The organism is Pseudomonas sp. Leaf48, assembly GCF_001421885.1.
Lineage (GTDB): Bacteria > Pseudomonadota > Gammaproteobacteria > Pseudomonadales > Pseudomonadaceae > Aquipseudomonas.
On record NZ_LMLH01000001.1, the window covers coordinates 347,424 to 373,616 of the forward strand.

22 protein-coding genes are annotated in these 26,193 nt (G+C 59.9%); 17 read left to right on the top strand and 5 right to left on the bottom strand.

Going from position 1 to position 26,193, the window contains the following annotated elements; translation table 11 throughout:
• The first annotated feature begins 44 nt into the window (after positions 1 to 44).
• The 11 genes from edd to ASE98_RS01645 all read left to right on the top strand — a co-directional run bounded on the left by edd (position 45) and on the right by ASE98_RS01645 (position 13,813).
• A complete protein-coding gene (gene edd / locus ASE98_RS01595; protein WP_060539674.1) occupies positions 45 to 1,871 on the top strand; it encodes a phosphogluconate dehydratase in 1,827 nt (608 codons plus the stop codon).
• Positions 1,868 to 2,827 carry a glucokinase gene (locus ASE98_RS01600; protein WP_060539675.1) on the top strand — a complete coding sequence of 320 codons (960 nt, stop codon included), beginning with the start codon at positions 1,868 to 1,870 and terminating at the stop codon, positions 2,825 to 2,827. The genes edd and ASE98_RS01600 overlap by 4 nt, the downstream gene beginning before the upstream one ends.
• A 175-nt stretch (positions 2,828 to 3,002) precedes the next feature.
• Entirely contained in the window at positions 3,003 to 3,734 is a 732-nt protein-coding gene (locus ASE98_RS01605; RefSeq protein ID WP_060539676.1) for a response regulator, read from the top strand.
• The gene (locus tag ASE98_RS01610; protein ID WP_060539677.1) at positions 3,724 to 5,193 is read left to right on the top strand and encodes an ATP-binding protein; all 1,470 of its coding nucleotides are present in this window, start codon (positions 3,724 to 3,726) and stop codon (positions 5,191 to 5,193) included. The genes ASE98_RS01605 and ASE98_RS01610 overlap by 11 nt, the downstream gene beginning before the upstream one ends.
• A gap of 326 nt (positions 5,194 to 5,519) precedes the next feature.
• Positions 5,520 to 6,779, top strand: coding sequence for a D-mannose isomerase (locus ASE98_RS01615; RefSeq protein WP_060539678.1), 1,260 nt, complete (start codon positions 5,520 to 5,522; stop codon positions 6,777 to 6,779).
• Positions 6,780 to 6,896: 117 nt separating this feature from the next.
• Positions 6,897 to 8,195 (top strand): ABC transporter substrate-binding protein, encoded by a 1,299-nt coding sequence (locus tag ASE98_RS01620; RefSeq protein ID WP_060539679.1) that lies wholly within the window; start codon positions 6,897 to 6,899, stop codon positions 8,193 to 8,195.
• Between the two features lie 171 nt (positions 8,196 to 8,366).
• Positions 8,367 to 9,275, top strand: a complete 909-nt coding sequence (locus tag ASE98_RS01625) for a carbohydrate ABC transporter permease (RefSeq protein WP_060539680.1) — start codon at positions 8,367 to 8,369, stop codon at positions 9,273 to 9,275.
• Entirely contained in the window at positions 9,268 to 10,113 is an 846-nt protein-coding gene (locus ASE98_RS01630) for a carbohydrate ABC transporter permease (protein ID WP_060539681.1), read from the top strand. The genes ASE98_RS01625 and ASE98_RS01630 overlap by 8 nt, the downstream gene beginning before the upstream one ends.
• Positions 10,114 to 10,116: 3 nt before the next feature.
• Positions 10,117 to 11,277 carry an ABC transporter ATP-binding protein gene (locus tag ASE98_RS01635; protein ID WP_060539682.1) on the top strand — a complete coding sequence of 387 codons (1,161 nt, stop codon included), beginning with the start codon at positions 10,117 to 10,119 and terminating at the stop codon, positions 11,275 to 11,277.
• Positions 11,278 to 11,497: 220 nt separating this feature from the next.
• Positions 11,498 to 12,844, top strand: coding sequence for a carbohydrate porin (locus tag ASE98_RS01640; RefSeq protein WP_060539683.1), 1,347 nt, complete (start codon positions 11,498 to 11,500; stop codon positions 12,842 to 12,844).
• A 114-nt stretch (positions 12,845 to 12,958) separates the two neighbouring features.
• Entirely contained in the window at positions 12,959 to 13,813 is an 855-nt protein-coding gene (locus tag ASE98_RS01645) for a D-hexose-6-phosphate mutarotase (protein WP_060539684.1), read from the top strand.
• Between the two features lie 254 nt (positions 13,814 to 14,067).
• Here the strand turns inward: ASE98_RS01645 and ASE98_RS01650 are convergent, their stop codons facing one another.
• Positions 14,068 to 14,928, bottom strand: coding sequence for a MurR/RpiR family transcriptional regulator (locus ASE98_RS01650; RefSeq protein ID WP_177336938.1), 861 nt, complete (start codon positions 14,926 to 14,928; stop codon positions 14,068 to 14,070).
• 229 nt (positions 14,929 to 15,157) lie between these two features.
• On the opposite strand from ASE98_RS01650, the gene zwf reads away from it, so the two are divergent.
• The 3 genes from zwf to ASE98_RS01665 are packed head-to-tail and all read left to right on the top strand — an operon-like array spanning position 15,158 to position 18,010.
• Positions 15,158 to 16,627: a glucose-6-phosphate dehydrogenase gene (gene zwf, locus ASE98_RS01655; protein ID WP_060539686.1), complete on the top strand. Its 1,470-nt coding sequence runs from the start codon at positions 15,158 to 15,160 to the stop codon at positions 16,625 to 16,627.
• Entirely contained in the window at positions 16,614 to 17,327 is a 714-nt protein-coding gene (pgl, locus tag ASE98_RS01660) for a 6-phosphogluconolactonase (protein WP_060539687.1), read from the top strand. Before zwf ends, pgl begins: the two co-directional genes overlap by 14 nt.
• Before the next feature lie 17 nt (positions 17,328 to 17,344).
• Positions 17,345 to 18,010: a bifunctional 4-hydroxy-2-oxoglutarate aldolase/2-dehydro-3-deoxy-phosphogluconate aldolase gene (locus ASE98_RS01665; protein ID WP_060539688.1), complete on the top strand. Its 666-nt coding sequence runs from the start codon at positions 17,345 to 17,347 to the stop codon at positions 18,008 to 18,010.
• A 289-nt stretch (positions 18,011 to 18,299) separates the two neighbouring features.
• Here ASE98_RS01665 and ASE98_RS01670 read toward each other — a convergent pair whose 3' ends face one another.
• A complete protein-coding gene (locus tag ASE98_RS01670; RefSeq protein WP_060539689.1) occupies positions 18,300 to 19,481 on the bottom strand; it encodes an aminotransferase class V-fold PLP-dependent enzyme in 1,182 nt (393 codons plus the stop codon).
• 33 nt (positions 19,482 to 19,514) lie between these two features.
• Complete coding sequence (locus ASE98_RS01675) at positions 19,515 to 19,751, bottom strand: DUF3820 family protein (RefSeq protein ID WP_060539690.1); 237 nt, start codon at positions 19,749 to 19,751, stop codon at positions 19,515 to 19,517.
• 203 nt (positions 19,752 to 19,954) lie between these two features.
• Between ASE98_RS01675 and ASE98_RS01680 the strand changes: the two genes are divergently transcribed.
• The gene (locus ASE98_RS01680) at positions 19,955 to 20,422 is read left to right on the top strand and encodes a ferritin-like domain-containing protein (protein ID WP_060539691.1); all 468 of its coding nucleotides are present in this window, start codon (positions 19,955 to 19,957) and stop codon (positions 20,420 to 20,422) included.
• 133 nt (positions 20,423 to 20,555) lie between these two features.
• On the opposite strand, the gene ASE98_RS01685 is transcribed toward ASE98_RS01680, so the two are convergent.
• Positions 20,556 to 21,026, bottom strand: coding sequence for a MaoC family dehydratase (locus tag ASE98_RS01685; RefSeq protein WP_060539692.1), 471 nt, complete (start codon positions 21,024 to 21,026; stop codon positions 20,556 to 20,558).
• 41 nt (positions 21,027 to 21,067) lie between these two features.
• Positions 21,068 to 22,012: an alpha/beta hydrolase gene (locus tag ASE98_RS01690; RefSeq protein ID WP_060539693.1), complete on the bottom strand. Its 945-nt coding sequence runs from the start codon at positions 22,010 to 22,012 to the stop codon at positions 21,068 to 21,070.
• Positions 22,013 to 22,270: 258 nt separating this feature from the next.
• Here ASE98_RS01690 and fadD2 point away from each other — a divergent pair, with 258 nt between their 5' ends.
• Both fadD2 and fadD1 read left to right on the top strand, forming a co-directional pair.
• Positions 22,271 to 23,959: a long-chain-fatty-acid--CoA ligase FadD2 gene (fadD2, locus tag ASE98_RS01695; protein ID WP_060539694.1), complete on the top strand. Its 1,689-nt coding sequence runs from the start codon at positions 22,271 to 22,273 to the stop codon at positions 23,957 to 23,959.
• Positions 23,960 to 24,341: 382 nt separating this feature from the next.
• Entirely contained in the window at positions 24,342 to 26,042 is a 1,701-nt protein-coding gene (gene fadD1 / locus ASE98_RS01700) for a long-chain-fatty-acid--CoA ligase FadD1 (protein WP_060539695.1), read from the top strand.
• Positions 26,043 to 26,193 lie beyond the last annotated feature (151 nt).

A 26,193-nucleotide genomic window follows, 5' to 3' on the forward strand; every position in this document is an offset into this window, starting at 1 on the left:
ATAGACAATCAGGTCGCCACATCCGTTAGCCTGGAGTTCTACACATGCATCCCCGCGTCCTTGAGGTCACCGAACGGCTTATCGCCCGTAGCCGCGCCACGCGTGAGGCTTACCTTGCGCTCATTCGCGGTGCGGCCAGCGACGGTCCGATGCGCGGCAAGCTGCAATGCGCCAACTTCGCCCATGGCGTGGCCGGTTGCGGCACCGAAGACAAGAACAGCCTGCGGATGATGAACTCCGCGAACATTGCGATTGTTTCGTCATATAACGACATGCTCTCGGCGCACCAGCCGTACGAAGTGTTCCCTGAGCAGATCAAAAAAGCCCTGCGCGAAATCGGCTCGGTCGGTCAGTTCGCCGGTGGCACCCCAGCCATGTGCGATGGCGTGACCCAGGGCGAGCCGGGCATGGAGCTGAGCCTGCCGAGCCGCGAAGTGATCGCGCTGTCTACTGCCGTGGCCTTGTCCCACAACATGTTTGACGGCGCACTGATGCTCGGCATCTGCGACAAAATCGTGCCGGGCCTGATGATGGGCGCTTTGCGCTTTGGTCATCTGCCGACGATTTTCGTGCCGGGCGGGCCGATGGTCTCGGGCATTTCCAACAAGCAGAAAGCCGATGTGCGCCAGCGCTACGCCGAAGGCAAGGCCAGTCGCGAAGAGCTGCTGGAGTCGGAAATGAAGTCCTACCACAGCCCCGGCACCTGTACCTTCTACGGCACTGCCAACACCAACCAGTTGCTGATGGAGGTCATGGGCCTGCACTTGCCGGGCGCGTCCTTCGTCAACCCGAACACGCCATTGCGCGATGCCCTGACTCGCGAAGCGGCGCATCAGGTCACGCGCCTGACCAAGCAGAGCGGCGATTTCATGCCCATCGGCGAAATCGTCGACGAGCGCTCGCTGGTCAACTCGATCGTCGCCCTGCATGCCACCGGTGGCTCGACCAACCACACCCTGCACATGCCGGCGATCGCCATGGCGGCGGGCATTCAACTGACCTGGCAGGACATGGCCGACCTCTCCGAGGTGGTGCCGACCCTGAGCCACGTCTACCCGAACGGCAAAGCCGACATCAACCATTTCCAGGCCGCCGGCGGCATGTCGTTCCTGATCCGCGAACTGCTGGAAGCCGGGTTGCTCCACGAAAACGTCAACACCGTGCTGGGTCATGGCCTGAGCCGCTACACCAAGGAGCCGTTCCTCGATAACGGCGAACTGGTCTGGCGCGAAGGCCCGACCGAAAGCCTCGACGAAAGCATTCTGCGTCCGGTCGCTCGCGCGTTCTCGCCCGAAGGTGGCCTGCGGGTGATGGAAGGCAATCTCGGTCGTGGCGTGATGAAGGTGTCCGCCGTTGCCCTGGAAAACCAGATCGTCGAAGCACCGGCCATGGTGTTCCAGGATCAACAGGACCTGGCCGATGCCTTCAAGGCCGGCTTGCTGGAGAAGGACTTTGTCGCCGTGATGCGCTTCCAGGGCCCGCGTTCCAACGGCATGCCGGAGCTGCACAAGATGACGCCGTTCCTTGGCGTGCTGCAGGATCGAGGCTTCAAGGTGGCGTTGGTGACCGACGGCCGCATGTCCGGCGCTTCGGGGAAAATCCCGGCGGCCATTCATGTCAGTCCCGAAGCTTATGTGGGCGGCGCTTTGGCACGGGTGCAAGAGGGCGATATCATCCGCGTCGATGGCGTCAAAGGCACTCTTGAACTCAAGGTGGACGCCGAAGAATTTGCAGCGCGTACGCCAGCCAAGGGCCTGTTGGCCAACAACATCGGCAGCGGACGCGAACTGTTTGGTTTCATGCGCATGGCCTTCAGCTCGGCGGAGCAGGGCGCCAGCGCCTTTACTTCTGCCCTGGAGACGCTTAATTGAAACTGGCTTTGGTTGGTGACATCGGTGGCACCAACGCTCGTTTTGCGTTGTGGAAAAATCAGCAACTGGAATCGGTCCAGGTGTTGGCGACGGCAGATTTCGCCAGCCCGGAGCAGGCGATCAGCCTCTACCTGAGCGGGCTGGGCCTGGCGCCGGGGTCGATCGGCTCGGTGTGTCTGTCGGTGGCAGGCCCGGTGAGCGGCGATGAATTCAAGTTCACCAACAATCACTGGCGCTTGAGCCGCAAGGGTTTTTGCCAGACCTTGCAGGTTGAGCAACTGTTGCTGGTCAACGATTTCTCGGCCATGGCATTGGGCATGACCCGCTTGCAGCCGGGTGAGTTTCGCGTGGTTTGCGAAGGTACGCCGGAGCCATTGCGCCCGGCGGTGGTGATCGGTCCGGGCACTGGCCTGGGCGTGGGTACGTTGCTTGACCTTGGCGAAGGGCGCTTCGCGGCGTTGCCGGGGGAGGGTGGTCACGTCGATCTGCCTTTGAGCAGCCCACGGGAAACCCAGTTGTGGCAGCACATCTTCAACGAGATCGGCCATGTCAGTGCGGAGACTGCCTTGAGCGGTGGTGGCTTGCCGCGTGTGTATCGGGCCATCTGTGCGGTGGACGGCCATGAACCCGTTCTCGAAACCCCGGAGGCGATCACCGCTGCCGGGCTGGCTGGCGACCCGATTGCCCTGGAAGTGCTTGAGCAGTTCTGCTGCTGGCTCGGCCGCGTGGCCGGCAACAACGTACTGACCACCGGTGCGCGCGGCGGCGTGTACATCGTTGGCGGAGTGATTCCGCGGTTCGCCGATTTCTTCCTCGAAAGCGGTTTCGCCCGCTGCTTTGCCGACAAGGGTTGCATGAGCGATTACTTCAAGGGCATTCCGGTGTGGCTGGTGACAGCACCGTATTCCGGCTTGATGGGCGCAGGGGTAGCGTTGGAGCAATCAATCCCGGCCTGAAACACGATCAAAATGTGGGAGCGGGCTTGCTCGCGAAGGCGTCGTGTCAGTGATATCAATATCGCCTGGCACGCCGCCTTCGCGAGCAAGCCCGCTCCCACAGTTGTTTCTGTGGTGTCTGTGAAATCGATGCTTAAGGCATAATCCGCCCAATTCAAACAACAAGGACGCCTCCGTGAGCTCAGTCAACAAGTCGATTTTGTTGGTCGATGACGATCAAGAGATACGCGAGTTGCTGGACACCTACCTGACTCGCGCCGGGTTCCAGGTACGCACTACGCCCGATGGCGCCGGTTTTCGCCAGGCGCTGAACGAGGCGCCGAGCGATCTGGTGATCCTTGATGTGATGCTGCCGGACGAAGACGGCTTCAGCCTGTGTCGCTGGGTTCGTCAGCACCCGCGCCAGGCCCAGGTACCGATCATCATGCTCACCGCCAGTTCCGACGAAGCCGATCGCGTGATCGGCCTTGAACTGGGCGCCGACGACTACCTCGGCAAACCGTTCAGCCCACGAGAGCTGCAGGCAAGGATCAAGGCATTGCTGCGCCGCGCCCAGTTCGGCCAGGAGCGTAACGGCGGTGAGGTGCTGGCCTTCGATGACTGGCGCCTGGACATGGTCAGCCATCGTCTGTTCCACGTCGATGGCGAAGAAGTGATTCTCTCCGGCGCCGATTTTGCCCTGCTGAAACTATTCCTCGATCACCCCCAGGAAATCCTCGATCGCGACACCATCGGCAACGCTACCCGCGGCCGGGACCTGATGCCCCTGGACCGTATCGTCGACATGGCGGTCAGTCGCCTGCGCCAGCGTCTGCGCGACACCGAAAAACCGCCACGGCTGATCCGCACCGTGCGTGGCAGCGGCTACCAACTGGCAGCCAATGTGGTTGCCAGCAATGGCCACTGAGTTTCTGCGCACACTCGCGGCCAAGGTACCGATGCCACGTTCGCTGCTCGGGCGCATGTTGCTGTTGACCTTGCTGGCGGTGTTGTTTGCCCAGACGTTGTCGAGCGTGATCTGGGTCTCGCAATTGCGCGCCACGCAGCTTGAAGGCCTGGTCACCAGTGCGCGCAGCCTGGCGCACTCGATGACCGCCAGCGTCAGTTACTTCCGTTCGTTGCCGGTGGCGTTTCGGCCCTTGGTGCTCGACCAATTGCGCAGCATGGGCGGCACCCGGTTCGTGGTGACGCTCAACGACAAACCGCTGGGCATGGAATTGCTCCCGATCACCCCGCGCAAAGAGGCGGTGATCAACGCAGTGGACCAGGTATTGCGCCAGTCCCTCGGCCAGGACACGGACATTTCGGTGGCCTTCGTCAGCCCCGAAGACCTGCGGATTTTCAATGGCGGCCTGAAGCTCGACGAACTGCCGCGCTCCTGGGCGCATTACGCGCTGACCCTGGAGCCGGTGAACCCGCCAGTGCTGGTCACGCAGATCCAGATGGCGCCGGGGGAATGGCTGTACATCGCCTCGCTGATGCCCGAGCCCTACACCAGCCTTGAAGAACAGGGCCTGCCAGCGCAGCAGGTATGGTTCATCTTCCTCACCAGCGGCTTTCTGCTGTTGTTCATTGGCTTGCTGGTGCATTGGCAGAGCCGGCCGCTCAAGCGCCTGGCGCGGGCGGCGCGGGATTTGTCACTGGGGGCTGACGTTGAACCGGTGGCCGAGGGCGGCGGCAGTGAAGTGGTCGAGGTCGGGCGTGCCTTCAACACCATGCGCGAGCGGATCAGCCGTTATCTGACCGAGCGCAGCCAGTTGTTCAGCGCGATTTCCCACGACCTGCGCACACCGATTACCCGCCTGCGCCTGCGAGTCGAATTGCTCGAAGATGAAAAGCTGCAAGCCAAGTTCGGCCGTGACCTGGATGAGCTGGAACTGTTGGTCAAGGGCGCGCTGCAATGTGTGAAAGACACCGATATCCACGAAAACATCGAGCCGGTGGATCTCAATCACGTGCTCGATTGTCTGGTGGAGCCGTATCTTGCACCCAACGGTAATGGCCGCGTCACCCAGCAAGGGCGGGCGCTGGCGGCGTATCCAGGCAAACCCCTGGCGCTCAAGCGCTGTATCGGCAACCTGATCGACAACGCCTTGAAGTACGGGCAGAACGCGCACCTGCACATTGATGACGATGACAGTGCGTTCATCCTGCATGTCGATGATGAAGGTCCGGGTGTGCCGGAGCAGCGACTGGAGCAGGTCTTCGAACCGCACTTCCGCCTGGCCGGGCAACAGCAGGGGTATGGGTTGGGGCTGGGCATTGCGCGCAACATTGCCCATAGCCATGGGGGTGAGGTGAGTTTGCAGAATTTGCGCGAGGGGGGGTTGCGGGTGACGTTGCAGTTGCCTCGATCGGTGGATTGAGTTTTCGAAGTTTGTGTTTAATCCGAAATCGCTGCCCTCACCCTAGCCCTCTCCCGGAGGGAGAGGGGACCGATTGGGGGATGCTCCAAAATCCATCGACCTGAAATTTTTGTAGCGAATCCATAATCGACTCGATCTTTCAGGTCGATGGAGAGCATCAGACACCTCGGTCGGCTCCCTCTCCCTCCGGGAGAGGGTTGGGGTGAGGGTGCTTTTAAAAAGCGATTTGTCACTGCATGGTGACAATCCATGCCCCCTTCGTTACAAGCCCGCCACCCCCCGTTGTTTAGACTGCCCTCCAGTCATAACAACAAAAAAGGCACCCCATGGACACCTTCCAACCCGCTTTCAGCACGTGGCTGAACGCCCCGGCCCACCAGCAATGGCTTGCCACCGAAGGCCTGCGCCTGCTGGCTTTCGCCAAGGCATCAAGGCTCCCTGAAGGCTTCGGCAACCTCGACGAGAAGGGTCGTCTCGCGCCTGACGCGCAAGCCCAGACCATGAACACCGCGCGCATGACCCACAGCTTTGCCATGGCCCACATCCAGGGCCTGCCAGGGTTTGCCGAGCTGGTGGATCACGGTATCAACGCGCTTCGCGGGCCGTTACGCGACGCGGTGCATGGCGGCTGGTTTGCCGTTGCCGAACATCGAGACGGCAACACCGGCAAGAACGCCTACCTGCATGCCTTCGTGGCGCTGGCCGCCAGTTCTGCGGTGGTCGCGCAACTCCCCGGTGCGCAAGCCTTGCTCGATGATGCCATCGATATCATCGACACTTATTTCTGGAGCGAAGAAGAGGGCGCGATGCGCGAGTCTTTCAATCGCGACTGGAGTGAAGAGGAGGCGTACCGAGGCGCCAACAGCAACATGCACGCCACCGAAGCCTTCCTCGCCCTGGCCGATGTCACCGACGACAACCGCTGGCTGTGCCGCGCCCAGCGCATCGTCGAGCGGGTGATTCACGAGCAGGCGGCGGCCAACGACTACCTGGTGGTCGAGCATTTCGATCGCGACTGGCAGCCACTGCGCGACTACAACCACGACAACCCTGCCGACGGTTTCCGTCCCTACGGCACTACACCGGGTCACGGCTTCGAGTGGGCGCGGCTATTGCTGCACCTCGAAGCGGCACGGGTACGCGCCGGCATGCTCACTCCGGGCTGGCTCGCCACGGACGCGCAAAAACTTTTCGAGAACAACTGCCTGCACGGCTGGAATGTCGATGGCGCCCCAGGGATTGTCTACACCCTCGACTGGGACAATCGCGCGGTGGTCCGCCATCGTCTGCACTGGACCCATTGCGAAGCCAGCGCTGCCGCCAGTGCCCTGCTCAAGCGCACCGGCGATGAGCAGTACGAGCAGTGGTATCGACAGTTCTGGGAGTTCTGTGACAGTCATTTCATCGACCGTTGCGATGGCAGCTGGCACCACGAACTCGACCCGCAAAACCGTCCCAGTGCCGATATCTGGCCCGGCAAACCCGACCTTTATCACGCCTGGCAAGCGCTGCTGATTCCGCGTCTGCCTCTCGCGCCAAGCATGGCCAGCGCCTTGGCGCAGTTGTCCCAGAGCGGTTCTATGTAACCATGCTGTGACATTCACACGTCCCTTCGTTACCTGCGCGGGGATGACTCCTGTTTAAAATCCTATGCAGCGCAAGCACCAGACTTGCATGCATAACAACAAGAAAGGTACTTCTAGATGAATGCGATTTCTCGCCTTGCTACTGTCATTTCTCTCGTCTCCCTGTCTGCGCTCCCTCTCATTGTGCTTGCCGCCGAATCCAAAGGTTCCGTGGAAGTCGTTCACTGGTGGACCTCGGGTGGTGAAAAGGCAGCGGTCGATGTGCTCAAGGCCCAAGTCGAAAAAGACGGGTTCGCCTGGAAGGACGGCGCAGTCGCTGGCGGTGGTGGTTCCACGGCCATGACCGTACTCAAGAGCCGCGCCGTAGCAGGCAATCCGCCGGGTGTTGCACAAATCAAGGGTCCGGATATCCAGGAGTGGGGCAGCACTGGCCTGCTCAGCACCGACGCGCTGAAAGACGTTTCCAAGGCGGAAAACTGGGACGGCCTGCTGTCGAAGAAAGTCTCCGATACCGTGAAGTACGAAGGTGATTACGTCGCCGTGCCGGTGAATATTCACCGCGTCAACTGGCTGTGGATCAACCCTGAGGTGTTCAAGAAAGCCGGGATCGACAAGGCCCCGACTACCCTCGAAGAATTCTATGCCGCCGGTGACAAGCTCAAGGCCGCCGGCTTCATCGCGCTTGCCCACGGCGGTCAGCCTTGGCAGGACAGCACCGTATTTGAAGACATTGTGTTGTCGGTGATGGGTGCCGATGGCTACAAGAAAGCCCTGGTCGACCTGGATCAGAAAACCCTCTCGGGCGCCGAGATGACCAAGGCTTTCACCGAGCTGAAAAAGATCACCACCTACATGGACCCGAACCGTGCCGGTCGTGACTGGAACATCGCTGCCGCCGAAGTGATCAACGGCAAGGCCGGCATGCAGATGATGGGCGACTGGGCGAAGAGCGAGTGGACTGCCGCGAAGAAAGTAGCGGGCAAGGACTATCAGTGCGTGGCCTTCCCGGGCACCGAAAAAGCCTTCACCTATAACATCGACTCCCTGGCGGTGTTCAAGTTGAAAGCTGATCGCAAGGGCGACATCGCCGCACAGCAGGACCTGGCCAAGGTCGCGTTGGGCACCGACTTCCAGAAAGTCTTCAGCATCAACAAAGGCTCGATCCCGGTTCGCACCGACATGCTCAATGAAATGGACAAGCTCGGTTTCGACTCCTGCGCGCAAACCTCTGCCAAGGACTTCCTGGCGGACGACAAAAACGGCGGCCTGCAACCGAGCATGGCGCACAACATGGCCACCACCCTGGCTGTGCAAGGCGCGATCTTCGACGTGGTCACCAACTTCATGAACGACAAGGACGCAGACCCGGCCAAGGCCAGCGCCCAACTGGCGTCGGCTGTCAAAGCTGCCCAGTAATTCCTGACACAGCCTGACCCAATGTGGGAGCGGGCTTGCTCGCGAATGCGCACTGACATTCAACATTGATGTCGATTGCCACACCGCTTTCGCGAGCAAGTCGGAGCGCCGAACCGCCGCTCCCACAGGGGATCACTGTGTCGGTTCATTCCCTTCACCTGGATTATCCCGATGAGCTCTGTGGCGGTTTTCAGCAAAGCCTCACCGTTCGATGCGCTGCAACGCTGGTTACCCAAGTTGGTACTCGCGCCGAGCATGCTGATCGTGTTGGTTGGTTTCTACGGTTACATCATCTGGACGTTCATTCTGTCCTTCACCAATTCCAGCTTCATGCCGAGCTACAAGTGGGTCGGCCTGCAGCAATACATGCGCCTGATGGACAACGACCGCTGGTGGGTCGCGAGCAAGAACCTGGCGCTGTTCGGCGGCATGTTCATCGGTATCAGCCTGGTGCTGGGCGTGTTCCTCGCGGTGCTGCTGGACCAGCGCATTCGCAAGGAAGGCTTCATCCGCACCGTGTACCTGTACCCGATGGCGCTGTCGATGATCGTCACCGGTACCGCGTGGAAATGGCTGCTCAACCCAGGCCTGGGCCTGGACAAGATGCTGCGTGACTGGGGCTGGGAAGGCTTTCGTCTCGACTGGCTGGTGGATCAGGATCGCGTGGTTTATTGCCTGGTGATCGCCGCCGTCTGGCAAGCCTCAGGCTTCGTCATGGCGATGTTCCTCGCCGGCCTGCGTGGTGTCGATCAGTCGATCATCCGTGCCGCGCAAGTCGACGGTGCGAACCTGCCGACCATCTACCTGAAGATCGTGCTGCCGAGCCTGCGCCCGGTGTTCTTCAGCGCCTTCATGATCCTTGCGCACATCGCGATCAAGAGCTTCGACCTGGTCGCGGCGATGACCGCCGGTGGCCCTGGCTACTCGTCCGACCTGCCGGCGATGTTCATGTATTCCTTCACCTTCAGCCGTGGCCAGATGGGCATCGGTTCGGCCAGCGCCATGTTGATGCTCGGCGCCGTGCTGACCATCCTCGTGCCGTACCTGTACTCCGAGCTGCGAGGCAAACGCCATGACTAATCAACTCGGCAAACCAGCCCTGAGCCTGAGCCGCATCGCCATCTACGCAACCCTGTTGCTGGCCGCTGCGGTGTACCTGATCCCGCTGATCGTTATGCTGCTGACCAGCTTCAAATCCCCGGAAGACATCCGCACCGGCAACCTGCTGAGCTGGCCGACCGTGATCGACGGCATCGGCTGGATCAAGGCCTGGGACGTGGTCGGCGGCTACTTCTGGAACTCGGTGAAAATCACCGTGCCGGCAGTTTTGATCTCGACCTTCGTCGGTGCCATGAACGGCTACGTGCTGTCGATGTGGCGCTTCCGTGGTTCGCAGCTGTTCTTCGGCCTGTTGCTGTTCGGTTGCTTCCTGCCGTTTCAGACGGTGCTGCTGCCGGCCTCGTTCACCCTCGGCAAGCTCGGCCTGGCCAACACCACCACGGGCCTTGTGCTGGTGCACGTGGTCTACGGCCTGGCGTTCACGACGCTGTTCTTCCGCAACTACTACGTGAGCATTCCGGATGCGCTGGTCAAGGCCGCAAGGCTCGATGGCGCGGGCTTCTTCACGATCTTCTGGAAGATCCTGCTGCCGATGTCGATTCCGATCGTGATGGTCTGCCTGATTTGGCAGTTCACCCAGATCTGGAATGACTTCCTGTTCGGCGTGGTCTTCGCCAGTGGCGATGCCCAGCCAATTACCGTGGCCCTGAACAACCTGGTCAACACCAGCACCGGGGCCAAGGAATACAACGTTGATATGGCCGCCGCGATGATCGCCGGGCTGCCGACACTGCTGGTCTACATATTCGCTGGCAAGTATTTCCTGCGTGGGCTGACGTCCGGCGCGGTCAAGGGGTAGAAGATGGCAACTCTCGAATTACGCAACGTCAACAAGACTTACGGGCCGGGTTTGCCGGACACCCTGAAGAACATCGAACTGAAGATCGATGACGGTGAGTTCCTGATTCTGGTCGGCCCGTCCGGTTGCGGTAAGTCCACATTGATGAACTGCATCGCCGGCCTGGAAACCATCAGCGGCGGCGCGATCCTGGTGGACGACGCCGACATCAGCGGCATGAGCCCGAAAGACCGCGACATCGCCATGGTGTTCCAGTCCTACGCGCTGTACCCGACCATGAGCGTGCGCGACAACATCGCCTTCGGCCTGAAGATTCGAAAAATGCCGATCGCGGAAATCGACGAAGAAGTCGCTCGGGTATCCAAACTGCTGCAGATCGAACACCTGCTCAGCCGCAAGCCCGGCCAGCTCTCCGGTGGCCAGCAACAGCGCGTGGCGATGGGCCGTGCGTTGGCGCGGCGGCCGAAGATTTATCTGTTCGACGAACCGCTGTCCAACCTCGACGCCAAGCTGCGGGTCGAGATGCGCACCGAAATGAAACTGATGCACCAGCGCCTCAAAACCACCACGGTCTACGTGACCCACGACCAGATCGAAGCCATGACCCTGGGCGACAAAGTGGCGGTGATGAAGGACGGGATCATCCAGCAGTTCGGCACGCCGAAGGATATCTACAACAACCCGGCCAACCTGTTCGTGGCGAGCTTCATCGGCTCGCCGCCGATGAACTTCATCCCCCTGCGCTTGCAGCGCAAGGACGGTCGTCTGCTGGCGCTGCTCGACAGCGGCCAGGCCCGTTGCGAGTTGCCGCTGGGCATGCAGGACGCCGGTCTCGAAGACCGCGAAGTGATCCTCGGCATGCGCCCGGAGCAGATCGTGCTGGCCAATGGCGAAGCGAACGGTCTGCCGACCATTCGCGCCGAAGTCCAGGTCACCGAACCGACCGGGCCGGACACCCTGGTCTTCGTCAACCTCAATGACACCAAGGTCTGCTGCCGCCTGGCACCGGATGTTGCGCCAGCCGTTGGCGAGACCCTGACCCTGCAATTCGATCCGGCGAAAGTGCTGCTGTTCGATGCCAAGACCGGGGAGCGCCTGGGGGTGGCCGGTGTACCGAAAGCCGAGCCGCACGCTGCCAACGTAGCGCAATTCAAAGGCCGCTGAAGAACAAGTGTGGGAATGCGGTTGTGTGGGAGCTGGCCTGCCAGCGATGCAGACGACTCGGTTCAACGTCGAACCGAGTTGATGCTATCGCCGGCAGGCCAGCTCCCACAAAGGCCGGTTCCTGCAGGGGGATATGCGGTGCGCGGCCTGTCGCGCATCGCAACTGATGTAACCGCGTTAGAAAAAGAAAAGTTAATAACAAAAAAACGAGGATTTAGGGATGACGAAGAAGAACAACGCTCAGCTTATCTGCCAGTTGTCAGCGGTAGCGGCAATGATGCTGGCCGGCAGCGTGCACGCAGCTGATGCGTTCAGTGCCGACTCCGAATGGATGACCGGTGATTGGGGTGGCGAGCGGACCAAGCTGATCGAGCAGGGTATCGACATCAAGATGGACTATGTCGGCGAAGTCGGCGGCAACCTCCATGGCGGCTTCAACGACGACAAGACCGCGCGTTACGCCGACCAGTTCGGCCTGGGCGCGGCACTGGACCTGGAAAAACTGTTCGGCTGGGACAACACCCAGGCCAAGATCCAGCTCACCAACCGTAACGGTGAGAACATCTCCAACGACCGCATCGGCGACCCGCGTGCCGGCACCTTGAGTTCCTCCCAGGAAGTCTACGGCCGTGGTCATATGGTTCGTCTGACCCAGTTGTGGATCAAACACCAGTTCCTCGACGGCAAACTGGACGTCAAGGCCGGTTACTTCGGCGAAGGCGAAGACTTCAACACCTTCCCTTGCGAGTTCCAGAACCTGGCGTTCTGCGGCTCCCAGGTGGGTAACTGGGCCACCAACATCTGGTACAACTGGCCGGTCATGCAGGCCGCTGTCCGGGTGAAGTACAACTTCTCGCCTGAGTGGTATGCGCAGATCGGCGCGTACAACCAGAACCCGTCGCAACTGGAGCACGGTAACGGCTTCAAGCTCAGCGGCAGCGGTACGGAAGGCACGGTGTTGCCGGTCGAACTGGTCTGGTTGCCGAACCCGAACAGCCTGCCGGGTGAATACCGTGTCGGTTACTACAAAAGCACCGCCAGCGCCGATGACGTCCTTAAAGACGACAACGGCAATGATGCGGCAACCAGCGGCAACGCCTATCGCAGCCACAGCAGCAAGCACGGTTACTGGTTCGTTGCCCAACAGCAACTCACCAGCCATAACGGTGACAAGTCTCGCGGTCTGAACATTGCGGCCAACGCCACTTTCCACGACAAGGACACCAACTTCGTCGACAACTACCAGTCGCTGATGTTTGTGTACAAAGGGCCGTTCGACGCCCGTCCGAAAGATGACATGGGTATCGGTTTCTCGCGTATTCACGTTAACGAAGACGTGAAGAAAAACTCCGAGCTGGTCAACGCTGGCAACGGTGTCACGGACTACGAGAACCCACTGTTCGCACCACTGCGTGACACCGAGTACAACTACGAGCTCAACTACGGTTTCCATGTAACCAACTGGCTGACCGTGCGTCCTAACTTGCAATACATCACCCATCCAGGCGGTGTGGAAGAAGTTGATGACGCGCTGGTGGCCGGCCTGAAAATTCAGTCGGTGTTCTAACGCTGTTGCGATAAGCTCCCCCTCTATGTGCGCATTTTTGCGGGCAGCCCAGGCTGTCCGTTTTTTTTTGCGGGGAGCGCACCCCGGTGACGATGTTTTTCAGGACAGTGGCACATGCTTGAGCATCCGCTACAACGCTTCTTCAAAACCCTGCGTGAACGACCGGTGTTTGCGTGGGAGCGCTATCAAATGCGCGACGTGCTGGTGATCGATCATCCGCTGTGTCAGGCGGTGTTCAGTCGGCAGGGCGCGCAGTTGCTGCACTTTCAGCCCAAGGGGCAGAAACCCTGGCTGTGGTGCGCGGCGAAGTGGCCGCAGGTCGGTGCCATTCGTGGTGGTGTGCCGGTGTGCTGGCCATGGTATGGCCGGCATCCGAGCGAAAACGCCTGGCCGTCCCATGGCTGGGCGCGGTTGCTCGACTGGAAGTTGCTCGACAGCAATAGCGACGACGATGGCGTGCGCCTGCACTGGCAATTGAAGCTGTGCGACTGGCAGGTTGACCTGCACGCGCATCTGGGTGAGCGCATGGATCTGCGCCTGAGCACTGAGCATCAGGACGACATGCCGTGCCAGCTGAGCCAGGCTTTGCACGCCTATTGGCGTATTGGTGATGTCGGTGAGGTAGCGCTGTCTGGGCTCGAAGGTGCGCAGGGTTATGACCAGTTGAGCCGGCAGGTTTGTCATCAGGAAGGCGAGTTGCGGGTCGATGGGGGTTGTCAGCGGGTGTTCCAGCATGACGGTGAATTGCAGTTAAACGACCATGCCTGGGACCGGGCGTTGTGCATTGATACCGGGGATACGGCAGACACGGTGGTGTGGCATCCCGGCTCGCGGCCGTTGCTGGGGGTGAGCTGGAACGAGATATCCGAGTTTGTTTGCGTGGAGGCGGCGAGTGGTGGCACTGACAGCCTGAGCCTGGCGCCGGGAGAACGGGCGCATTTGAGTTTGCAGGCGCGGGTGGGGGTGTAGGTGTGTCAGTGAGGTGCGGCCCTCACCCTAGCCCTCTCCCAGTGGGAGAGGGAACTGACCGAGGTGTCTTGCGTTATACATCGACCTGAAAGCTCGAGTTGAACTCAGGTTCTGAAAGGCATTTGACCAGCTCGCTCCACATTGACCTGAATGCCCGGTCGAACTCAGGTTTTGAAAAGCATGATATCGGCTGCCTCTCCCTCCGGGCGGTCCGACGTTTCGGGAGGGCTGGGGTGAGGGCAGCTTTTGAAACCTCAGTTGAACTCATCCCCTACCGGATACCGGCTGGCATTCAAACTCTCCTTGATCTTGCGCAGATGCGGCTGGAAATCCACTCCACGACGCAAGGTCATACCAGTAGCGAGCACATCGAGCACCGTCAGCTGAATGATCCGCGAGGTCATCGGCATGTAGATGTCGGTGTCTTCCGGCAGCGGAATGTTCAGGCTCAGGGTACTGGCCTTGGCCAGTGGTGAATTCTCGGCGGTCAGGCCCAGCACCGACGCGCCGTTTTCCCGGGCGATGCGCGCCACTTCCACCAGTTCGCGGGTGCGCCCGGTGTAGGAAATGATCACGAACAACTCGCCGGTATGCGCCACCGAGGCAATCATGCGCTGCATCAACACATCGGCATGGGCGGTGACGGCGAGGTTGAAGCGGAAGAATTTGTGTTGCGCATCCAGCGCCACCGGGGCCGAGGCGCCGAGGCCGAAGAAGTGGATTTGCCGGGCCTGGATCAGCAGGTCGACGGCGCGGCTGATCAGGTTCGGGTCCAGCGCCTGGCAGGCGCTGTCCAGCGAGGCAATGGCGCTGCCGAAGATTTTCCGGGTGTAGGCCTCAGGGTTGTCATCGGCTTCCACGGCCCGGCTGACGTACGCCGCGCCGCTGGCCAGGCTCTGGGCCAGTTGCAACTTGAGCTCGGGATAGCCGCTGACGCCGAACGAACGGCAGAAGCGGTTGACCGTCGGTTCGCTGACTGAAGCTGCCTGGGCGAGGGCGGCAATACTGAACCGGGTGGCCTGCTGCGGGTTGAGCAGGATCACCTCGGCGACTTTGCGTTCGGCCTTGTTCAGCTCTTCAAGGCGATTCTGGATTTGTTCCAGTAAATTTCGCACGCGGTCCATATGAGTTTCCTTGATTCACCGGCGTGGATAAAGCGCGCGGCTAATGCAAAAAGGGCCTTTGGTGAGGCCCGTAACGGTGGCCTATCCTACTGTTGGCTCCGACTGACCACCACTCGGAATCTGTATTTTGCGAAAATGTTGTGGTTATTACTACATTTTCCCTTGAGTGATGCCTTGAAAAAAGGTATTTGTAGCTTAACTTGATAAAAGAACAAACATCATGCTCTCGATTACGGTTGAACCGTGTACCTTTGCCTTGTTCGGTGCCCTCGGCGATCTGGCGCTGCGCAAGCTGTTTCCGGCCCTCTATCAACTTGATGGCGCAGGCCTGTTGCACGAGGACACGCGAATCATCGCCCTGGCCCGTGAGCCAGGCACCGAGCAGGAGCACCTGGCGTTCATCGCCAGCGAGCTGCGTCGCTACGTCGGCGCCAAGGACCTGGACGAAGCCGTGGTCGAGCGTTTTCTGGCGCGCCTGAGCTATCTGCACGTCGATTTTCTCGAGGCCCGCGACTACGTGGCCCTGGCCGAAGCGGCCGGCAGTGCGCAACGGGTCATCGCTTATTTCGCCACGCCAGCAGCGGTGTACGGCGCGATCTGCGAAAACCTGGCCAAGGTTGGCCTTTCGGAAAACACCCGGGTGGTCCTGGAAAAACCTATCGGTTCGGACCTGGAATCCTCGCGCAAGGTCAACGACGCCGTAGCGCAGTTCTTCCCGGAGAACCGCACCTACCGCATCGATCACTACCTGGGCAAGGAAACGGTACAGAACCTGATCGCCCTGCGTTTTGCCAACAGCCTGTTCGAAACCCAGTGGAACCAGAATTACATTTCCCACGTGGAAATCACCGTGGCGGAAAAGGTCGGCATCGAAGGTCGCTGGGGTTACTTCGACAAGGCCGGTCAGCTGCGGGACATGATCCAGAATCACCTGCTGCAACTGCTCTGCCTGATCGCCATGGACCCGCCGGCGGACCTGTCCGCCGACAGTATCCGCGACGAGAAGGTCAAGGTCCTCAAGGCACTGGCACCGATCACCCCGGAAGGCCTGAGCACACAAGTGGTTCGTGGCCAGTACATCGCCGGCTACAGCGAAGGCAAGCCAGTGCCGGGTTACCTGGAAGAGCCCAATTCCAACACCCAGAGCGACACCGAAACCTTCGTCGCCCTGCGGGCCGATATCCGCAACTGGCGTTGGGCCGGCGTGCCGTTTTACCTGCGTACCGGCAAGCGCATGCCGCAGAAGCTGTCGCAGATCGTCATTCACTTCAAGGAACCGTCGCACTACATCTTCGCCCCCGAACAGCGCCTGCAGATCAGCAACAAACTGATCATTCGCCTGCAACCGGACGAAGGCATTTCCTTGCGCGTGATGACTAAAGACCAAGGCCTGGACAAGGGCATGCAGCTGCGCAGCGGTCCGTTGCAGCTGAATTTTTCCGACACCTGGCGCAGCGCACGGATTCCCGATGCCTACGAGCGGTTGTTGCTGGAAGTGATGCGTGGCAATCAGAACCTGTTTGTCCGTAAAGATGAAATCGAAGCCGCGTGGAAGTGGTGCGACCAGTTGATCGCCGGGTGGAAAAAATCCGGTGATGCGCCCAAGCCGTACGCGGCCGGGTCCTGGGGGCCAATGAGCTCCATTGCTCTGATCACGCGGGACGGGAGGTCGTGGTATGGCGATATCTGATTTGCAACTGCCGCAGGGTGTCAGTGCCCACGGCTACAAAAGCCCACAGCTGCTGGCCGAAGGCCTGGCACTTAACGTGGCTCGACAACTGAGCGAGGCGATCGACGCCAAGGGGACTGCAACCCTGGTGGTGTCCGGTGGACGCAGCCCGGTGGCGTTTTTCCAGCACCTGGCCAAGCAGGCGCTGGACTGGTCGAACGTGGTGATCAGCCTGGCGGACGAGCGCTGGGTACCGGTCGAGCACGCCGACAGTAACGCTGGCCTGATCAAGCGTTACCTGCTGCAGGGACCGGCGGCTAAGGCCCGGTTTCTGAGCCTGTACAGCGCCAGCGCCAACCTTGAACAGGCGGCCGAGCAGGCCGACCGTTTGCTCTCTGAGTTGCCGGTTATCGACGTGCTGGTGCTGGGCATGGGCGATGACGGGCACACCGCGTCGCTGTTTCCCGACAGCCCGAATCTTGTTGAGGCTTTGAAAGAAGACGGCGTGCGTCGCTGCTGGCCAATGCTGGCGCCGACCGTGCCGCATCAGCGCCTGACCATGAGCCGTGCGCTGCTGACATCGGCCAGGCACAAGATTCTGTCGATTAGCGGGCAGTCCAAACTGTCCACCCTCAATACCGCACTGGCCGGTGACGATGTCGCCGCAATGCCGATTCGCGCGTTTCTGCAACCTACGTTAGAGATTTACTGGTGCCCATGAGCCAAGGAACAGCCGCTATGACAATCCCATCCCCGACCGTTTCCATGGCGGATAAAGTTGCCCTGATCGACAGCCTCTGCGCCAAGGCGCGGATCCTGCCGGTGATTACCATCGCTCGCGAGCAGGACGTTCTGCCGCTGGCCGATGCCTTGGCGGCCGGCGGCCTGACCGCCCTGGAAGTGACCCTGCGTTCGCAGTTCGGCCTCAAGGCCATCCAGATTCTGCGCGAGCAGCGTCCGGAACTGGTGACCGGTGCCGGCACCGTGCTCGATCGCCAGATGCTGGCTGCAGCCGAAGCGGCTGGCTCGCAATTCATCGTCACCCCGGGCATTACCCGCGATCTGCTGGAAGCCAGCGTCGCCAGCCCGATCCCGCTGTTGCCTGGCATCAGCAACGCATCGGGCATCATGGAAGGCTACGGTCTGGGTTATCGCCGCTTCAAGCTGTTCCCGGCTGAAGTCAGTGGCGGTGTAGCGGCCATCAAGGCCCTGGGCGGACCGTTTGGCGAAGTGAAATTCTGCCCGACCGGTGGTGTGGGGCCTGGCAATATCAAGAGCTACATGTCGTTGAAAAACGTCATGTGCGTGGGCGGTAGCTGGATGCTTGATCCGGAGTGGATCAGGAACGGCGACTGGGCCCGCATTCAGGAATGCACCGCCGAGGCCTTGGCGCTGCTGGACTGAGTGCTTCACCCGACACTTCGTTGTGTGTACTACGGCTTTACGGTGCGCTTGGTCGGCGCACCGTTTTTTTTGCCCGTAAATAACCTGCAGGAAATTTTATTTCGCCTGACCCGCCGCCATCGCGGGCAAGCCCGCTCCCACAGGTTTGTAATGCTAGCCGCGATCATTGTAGGAGCGAGCATGCTCGCGAAAAAATCAAGGGCGCTGCTGCGCATCTGGTTTACGCGTCACCGTTCACAACCATCGTCGGAACGCCACCCGGAGCCGGCTCGCTCTTGCAGTGGGGGGATCAGCGTAGTTCTTTGAGTGCCGTGACCAACTGCGTCATGTGCTCGGCAGTGGTGGTCAGTCCTGGGGTAATGCGGATGCACGGCCCGCACGCCGCGCCACTGCGCACCACGGTGAACAGGTTGTAATCACTGAGCATCCGTTCGACCATCACCTGTTGATCGGCCTGTGCGGTAAAACGCATTGAGGTAATGCCGCAATACAACCGTGGATCAGCCGGCGTCAGCACCTCGATACCCGGCAGCTCGCGCACTTCGCGCACCCACAGATTGCGCAAGTACTTGAGGCGCGCGCCCTTGGCAGCCGCGCCACCCATGGCGTGATGCTCTTCGAGCACCAGCGGCAACGTCAGCAACGCTGGAATGTTGGGTGTGCTGTACGGGGTACGGGCGCGGATGTCGGTGGCCGGGAAATGCATTTCGCCCATGTCCGGGTCGATATCCGCCAGGCGCTCGGGAGCGATATAGAGAAAGCCCAGGGTCAGCGGCGCGCCGATCCATTTGTGCAGGTTGTAGGCGGCGAACGCGATGCCCAGTTCCTCGAAATCGAATTCGAACTGGCCCAGCGCATGGGCGCCGTCGAGGATCACATCGATACCTTGTTCTTTCGCGGCGCCGGCAATGGCCTGCACCGGCATCACCAGGCCGGTGCGGTGGGTGACGTGGGTCAGCGCCATTAACTTGAGGCGTGGATAACGGGCGAATGTTTCCCGGTAAGTGGTGAGGAGGGTGTCGAAACTGGCAGGGTGCTGGTGTTCGATCTCGATCACCTCGACACCGCGATGTTTCGCCAGCCAGCGCATGGCGCTCTTGACCGTGTCGTATTCCAGATCGCAAATCAGCACCTGGTCGCCCGGTTGCAGTCGATTGTAGTTGCGGATCAGCGCCTGCAGGCCGTCCGAGGCGTTGCGGGTCAGGGCGACGGCCTCGCCGGGCATACCGATCAAGTTGGCCACCAACGCCTGTATTCTCAGACTATCGCCCTGTTCGAATCGCTGACGAACATGCACCGAATTACCTCGGTTGATCAGCTCGATGTTGTGCAGATATTCCTCGACCACCGTGCGCGACATGCGCCCGAAGTAACCGTTCTCCAGGTTGATCGGGCCGCGTTCGACATCGTAGCGGTCGGCAAAGGTCCGCCAGAAGGCTTCATCACGGGCACGGCGGGTGTTATCAGGCATGGGGCTACTCGATGAGGGGGGCGGGGCAGTGCATCAGTGGCGCGGGGCAGGCTTGCCATGTTTGGCGCGCAGCGGTTCCAGCAAGTCCGACAAGCCGTTGTGATCTATTTCTTGCATCAAGGCCAGCAGGCCTCCCAATTCTCCATGGGGAAAACCCTCACGGGCGAACCAGTTCAGGTAGGGGCCAGGCAGGTCTGCGATGATTCGACCCTTGTATTTGCCGAAGGGCATTTGCCGGGTTATCAGCAGTTCGAGTTTTTCAGGGTTCATCGCGTGGTCATCTTGATTCGGTCAGTCTGGAAAATACAGGCATTCTGCATGCAGGCCAATTGACAGTTCATGCAAAAAAAACGGATACAGAATTTTCATTGAAGCATAACTTGTTGATAAATAAGTAATATATAAAAGAATCCAAGCTGGCATGCAGGGTGCACTACTCATTGCATCTTTCATCAACCGCAAGGAATTGAAAAATGACCGACATGAATAAAGAAGCCATCTCTGTACTCAACGACCTGATTGAAACCAGCAAGGACGGTCAGGAAGGGTTCAAGACTTGCGCCGAAGACATCAAGCAGCCTGATCTCAAAAGCCTGTTTGTTCAACGTTCCGCCGATTGCGCCACCGCAGCAAGCGAGTTGCAAGCGGCCGTGCGTTCGATGGGCGGTGATCCGGAAACTTCCACCAGCGTCAGTGGCGACTTGCACCGTCGCTGGGTCGACGTGAAGGCGATGTTTACCGGCAAGGATGAAGAAGCCGTGTTGAACGAAGCCGAACGCGGCGAAGACCACGCGCTGAAGGCATATCGCGACGCCATGGAAAAAATCAACAAGCACAACCTGGTAGGTATTCGTGACCTGGTTGAACGTCAGTATCACGGCGTGCAGCGCAATCACGACCAGGTGAAAGCCCTGCGTAACCAGGCTCGTGCACGCTCGTAAGCGTTCACCGCTTGTAAAAAAAACGCCAGCTAGCCTGGCGTTTTTTATTGGGTGGGCAGCCAATGCGACGGCAACTGTGGCGAGGGGGCTTGCCCCTTATCCACAGAGCCCCCTGGCAACGCCCATCCACTGGTCAACCAATACTGATTGCCGGCAGCGTCGTCAGCGTCACGCTCTGCTGTTTGCGCGGGGCGAGGATTTCCGCCTCGCCGTCCACCACCAGCTCATCGCGTTGGTTGAACACGCGGGTGGCGATGCGTACTCGAAACTTCGGCAGTTTTTCGAGGATTTCCAGGCGTACGGTCAGGGTGTCGCCAATTTTCACCGGCTTCTGAAAACTCATGGTCTGGCCGATGTAAATGGTGCCTGGCCCAGGCAGTTCGCAGGCTACCGCAGCACTGATCAGCGCACCGCTGAACATGCCGTGGGCGATGCGCTCCTTGAACATGGTGCCAGCGGCATACTCGGCATCCAGATGTACCGGGTTGTGGTCGCCGGACATCGCTGCGAACAATTGAATGTCGCGCTCTTCAACGGTCTTGCTGAAGCTGGCGGTCTGGCCCACTTCGAGGGCTTCGTAGGGGGTGTTGGTAACCTGGGTCATCTGTCTCAATTCCTGTGACGAACAAAAAAATCCACAAAAAACTATTCGCAGCGGTGTGGTCGCGGCGTACTCAAGGCCTGCTCGATCCAGTTCAGCACATCGGCGACGATCTCATCGCGGTTGGTTTCGTTGAACAGTTCGTGGCGTGCCTGGGGGTAAATGGTCAACTGCAGGTGCTGGCTGCCGGCTGCACGCAATGCATTGGCCAGATCAGTCAGACGTTTGCCATCGCTCACCGGATCACATTCGCCGCCGATCACCAGCAACGGCAGCCCCGGATCGATCTGCGCGAGATTGGACGCTTTGCTGATTTGCTGCAACCCACCGAGCAAATCTATCCACAGCTGATTGGTGCAGCGAAAGCCGCAGAGCGGATCGTTGGCGTACAGGTCGACTTCTGCCGGATCGCGGCTGAGCCAGTCGAACGCGGTGCGAGCAGGTTTGAATTTTTTGTTGAACGAGCCGAATGACAGCCATTCGATCAATGCGCTGCGCCCCTTTGGCCCCTGGCGCAGGCGTTCTAAACGGGCGATTTGCCGCGCCGCGCGATACAGCGCCACGGGCTGGAAATTCGAGCCACTGAGAATCGCCCCATGCAGGCTGGCGCTGTGGTGCAACAGGTAGGCTTGAGCAATGTAGCTGCCCATGCTGTGTCCCAGCAGCACGATCGGCACACCGCGATGTTGTTGGCCCAGGTGCTGGTTGAGGCTCGCCAGGTCGCTGACCACCTTGCACCAGCCATCATCGTCGGCGAAATGCCCCAGCGTTCCCGTTTCGGCAGTTTTGCCATGTCCGCGCAGGTCCGGCGCGCATACGCCATAGCCGTGTGCGCAGAGTTTTTCCGCCAGTCGCCTATAGCGACCACTGTGCTCGGCCATGCCGTGGGCCAGCAGAATCACTGCCTTGAGACCGCCTTCGGGCAGCCACTGGTTGACGTACAGACGGCAGTGGTCACTGATGGTCAGCCAGAAAGTGTCGTGGATCATCGCGATTCCTTTGCATGGGCTGCGACTGGGAAACAGCCTGGTTGCTTTATATAGCCCATCCTTCACGGGGCGTCTGATCAGGCTACCCCACGGCGGGAAGATTCACACGATCAATGACGACTGTGGGCATATTTGCCTGAATCGTCATAACTGCTAGTGTCCGTGGAGCTCCGCTTTTCGCTTTCTGCTTTTTGAGGGATCACAGAGAAATGACAGAAAAGCGGCCCCGGATAGATTCAGGTAAAGAGGACAAGAACAATGCAACCTGATTTCTGGAATGACAAACGCCCGGCCGGCGTGCCCCTGGACATTGACCTGGGCGCCTACAAGTCGGTGATCGAGGTGTTCGAGCGTTCCTGCAAAAAGTTTGCTGACCGCCCTGCGTTCAGCAACATGGGCGTCACCCTGACTTACGCCGAACTGGAACGCTACAGCGCCGCCTTCGCCGGTTACCTGCAAGCCCATACCGACCTGGTGCCGGGCGATCGCATTGCGGTACAGATGCCTAACGTCCTGCATTATCCGATCGCGGTGTTCGGCGCCTTGCGTGCCGGGCTGGTCGTGGTCAACACCAACCCGTTGTACACCCCACGGGAAATGCGTCATCAGTTCAAGGACTCCGGGGCCCGGGCGCTGGTGTACCTGAACATGTTCGGGCAGAAAGTCCAGGAGGTGCTGCCCGACACCGATATCCAGTACCTGATCGAAGCGAAAATGGGTGACCTGATGCCCGCTGCCAAGGGTTGGCTGGTCAACACCCTGGTCAGCAAAGTGAAGAAAATGGTCCCGGAGTATTCCTTGCCCCAGGCCATTTCCTTCAAAAGCGCGCTGCGCTCGGGCCGAGGCCTGGGCATCAAGCCGCTGAAAGTCAGCCTCGACGACATCGCCGTACTGCAATACACCGGCGGCACCACCGGCCTGGCCAAGGGAGCGATGCTCACCCACGGCAACCTGGTGGCCAACATGCAGCAGGTGCGGGCGTGCCTGGAGCAGTTCGGCCCGGACGGCCAGCCGCTGTTGCGCGAAGGGCAGGAGGTGATGATCGCGCCGCTGCCGCTGTACCACATCTATGCGTTCACGGCCAATTGCATGTGCATGATGGTGTCGGGCAATCACAACGTGCTGATCACCAATCCGCGGGACATTGGTGGCTTCATCAAGGAACTGAAAAACTGGCGGTTCTCGGCGCTGTTGGGGCTCAACACGCTGTTCGTCGCGCTGATGGAGCATCCGGATTTCAAGACCCTGGACTTCTCCACGCTCAAACTCACCAACTCCGGTGGCACTGCGCTGGTCAAGGCGACGGCTGAGCGCTGGGAGCAGTTGACCGGTTGCCGCATCACCGAAGGCTACGGCCTGACCGAAACGTCGCCGGTGGCCTGCACCAACCCCTACGGTGGTCAATCGCGGCTCGGCACGGTCGGCCTGCCGGTACCGGGCACCACGCTGAAAGTCATCAATGATGAGGGCGTCGAGCAAGCTTTGGGTGAGCGCGGCGAGTTGTGCATCAAGGGCCCGCAAATCATGAAGGGCTATTGGCACAAACCCGAAGCCACCGCCGAGGTGCTGGATGCCGAGGGCTGGTTCAAGTCCGGTGACATTGCGGTGATCGACCCGGACGGTTTCGTGCGCATCGTCGATCGCAAGAAGGACATGATCATCGTCTCGGGTTTCAACGTGTACCCGAACGAGATCGAGGATGTGGTCATGGCGCATCCCAATGTCGCCAACTGTGCGGTCATCGGCGTGCCCGACGAGCGCTCGGGGGAGGCGGTGAAGCTGTTCGTGGTCGCCCGTGAGGCCGGGGTCAGCCTTGAGGAGCTGAAGGCTTACTGCCAGGAAAACTTCACGGCGTATAAAGTCCCCAAGCACATCGTATTGCGCGAGTCGCTGCCGATGACGCCGGTGGGCAAGATTCTGCGGCGGGAGTTGCGTGATATCGCCTGATCGGTGAATGGCCGCGCTTTGCGCGGATCGCGGGCAAGCCACGCTCCCACAGGTTTCGTGTCGTTCACTGCATTGTGAGCACGCAGAACCTTTGGCAGCGTGGCTTGCCCGCGATGCTTTTGAGGCGGGATAAGCCGCTATTTACTGGGCTTCCAGAGCTTTATAGAATTTTTGCTCTAAAATGACTGCTTGTTATTCTTGAGTCACAAATGTGACCGTAGAGGCCGCTTTTGGCTCTAGTCGACCCTTGGCAAAGCTGCTACTCTCGGCGCGCTTTGTGACTTCTCGGCCTGGATAAAAGCCAGATTTACCAATGACCAAACACCAATAATAATCGCATCAAATGCGGTGCTGAATTCGCGTTGCTGAGGAGTGGGCTTCCATGAACGAAGACTTTTGGAAGGATAAGTACCCAGCTGGGGTTGCTGCCGACATCAATCCAGACGAGTATCCGAATATTCAGGCAGTGTTGAAGCAATCCTGCCAACGCTTCGCCAACAAACCGGCATTCAGCAACCTGGGCAAGACAATCACCTACGGTGAACTGTACGAATTGTCCGGTGCCTTTGCCGCTTACCTGCAACAGCATACCGACTTGCAGCCTGGCGATCGAATCGCCGTGCAACTGCCTAACGTGTTGCAGTACCCGGTTGCCGTCTTCGGTGCTATCCGCGCCGGGCTGATCGTGGTCAACACCAACCCGCTGTACACCGCGCGGGAAATGGAACACCAATTCAACGACTCCGGTGCCAAAGCCCTGGTCTGCCTGGCCAACATGGCGCACCTGGCAGAAACCGTAGTGCCGAAAACCGGCGTCAAGCACGTGATCGTCACCGAAGTGGCTGACTTGTTGCCGCCGCTCAAGCGCCTGCTGATCAATAGCGTCATCAAGTACGTGAAGAAGATGGTGCCGGCCTATCACTTGCCAAAAGCCGTCAAGTTCAACGACGTGCTGAGCAAAGGCATGGGCCAGCCGGTGACTGAAGCCAATCCGGCCAGCGGTGACGTCGCGGTACTGCAATACACCGGCGGCACCACCGGCGTTGCCAAGGGCGCGATGCTGACCCACCGTAACCTGGTGGCAAACATGTTGCAGTGCAAGGCGCTGATGGGCTCCAACCTCAATGAAGGTTGCGAGATCCTGATCACGCCACTGCCGCTGTATCACATCTATGCGTTCACCTTTCATTGCATGGCAATGATGCTGATCGGCAACCACAACATCCTGATCAGCAACCCGCGCGACCTGCCGGCGATGGTCAAGGAACTGTCGAAGTGGAAGTTCAGCGGCTTTGTCGGTCTGAACACCTTGTTCGTGGCCCTGTGCAACAACGAAGGCTTCCGCAAGCTGGATTTCTCGGCACTGAAAGTCACCCTGTCCGGCGGCATGGCCCTGCAACTGGCGGCGGCCGAGCGCTGGAAAGCGGTCACCGGTTGCGCCATCTGTGAAGGTTACGGCATGACCGAAACCAGCCCGGTGGCGACAGTGAATCCAATCCAGAACATCCAGATCGGCACCATCGGTATCCCGGTTCCATCGACCCTGTGCAAAATCATCGACGATTCCGGCGTCGAACAGCCGATGGGTGAAATCGGTGAACTGTGCGTGAAAGGTCCGCAGGTGATGAAGGGCTACTGGCAGCGCCAGGACGCCACCGATGAAATGCTCGACAGCGAAGGCTGGCTGAAGACCGGTGACATCGCGTTGATCCAGGCCGATGGTTATTTGCGCATTGTCGATCGCAAGAAAGACATGATCCTGGTCTCCGGTTTCAACGTTTACCCGAACGAGCTGGAAGACGTGCTGGCAACCCTGCCTGGCGTGCTGCAATGCGCGGCCGTCGGCATACCGGATGAGAAGTCGGGTGAGGCGATCAAGATTTTCATCGTCGCCAAACCGGGTGTGACCCTGACCAAGGAGCAAGTGATGGAGCACATGCGCGCCAACGTCACCGGCTACAAGGTCCCGCGCGCCGTGGAGTTCCGCGATGCGTTGCCGACGACCAACGTTGGCAAGATTCTGCGTCGTGAGTTGCGCGATGAAGAGTTGAAGAAGATCAACGCGAAGAAAGCCACCGCGTAAAACAAAAAGCCCCGCAGAAGCGTAATGCTGTTCACTTAAGCTGGGGCACACGCATGTGGCGAGGGGGCTTGCCCCCGTTCGGCTGCGAAGCAGTCGTAAAACCATTGCACACGGTGTATCTGGTACGCCTCGGTGGCAGGTTTTGGGGGCG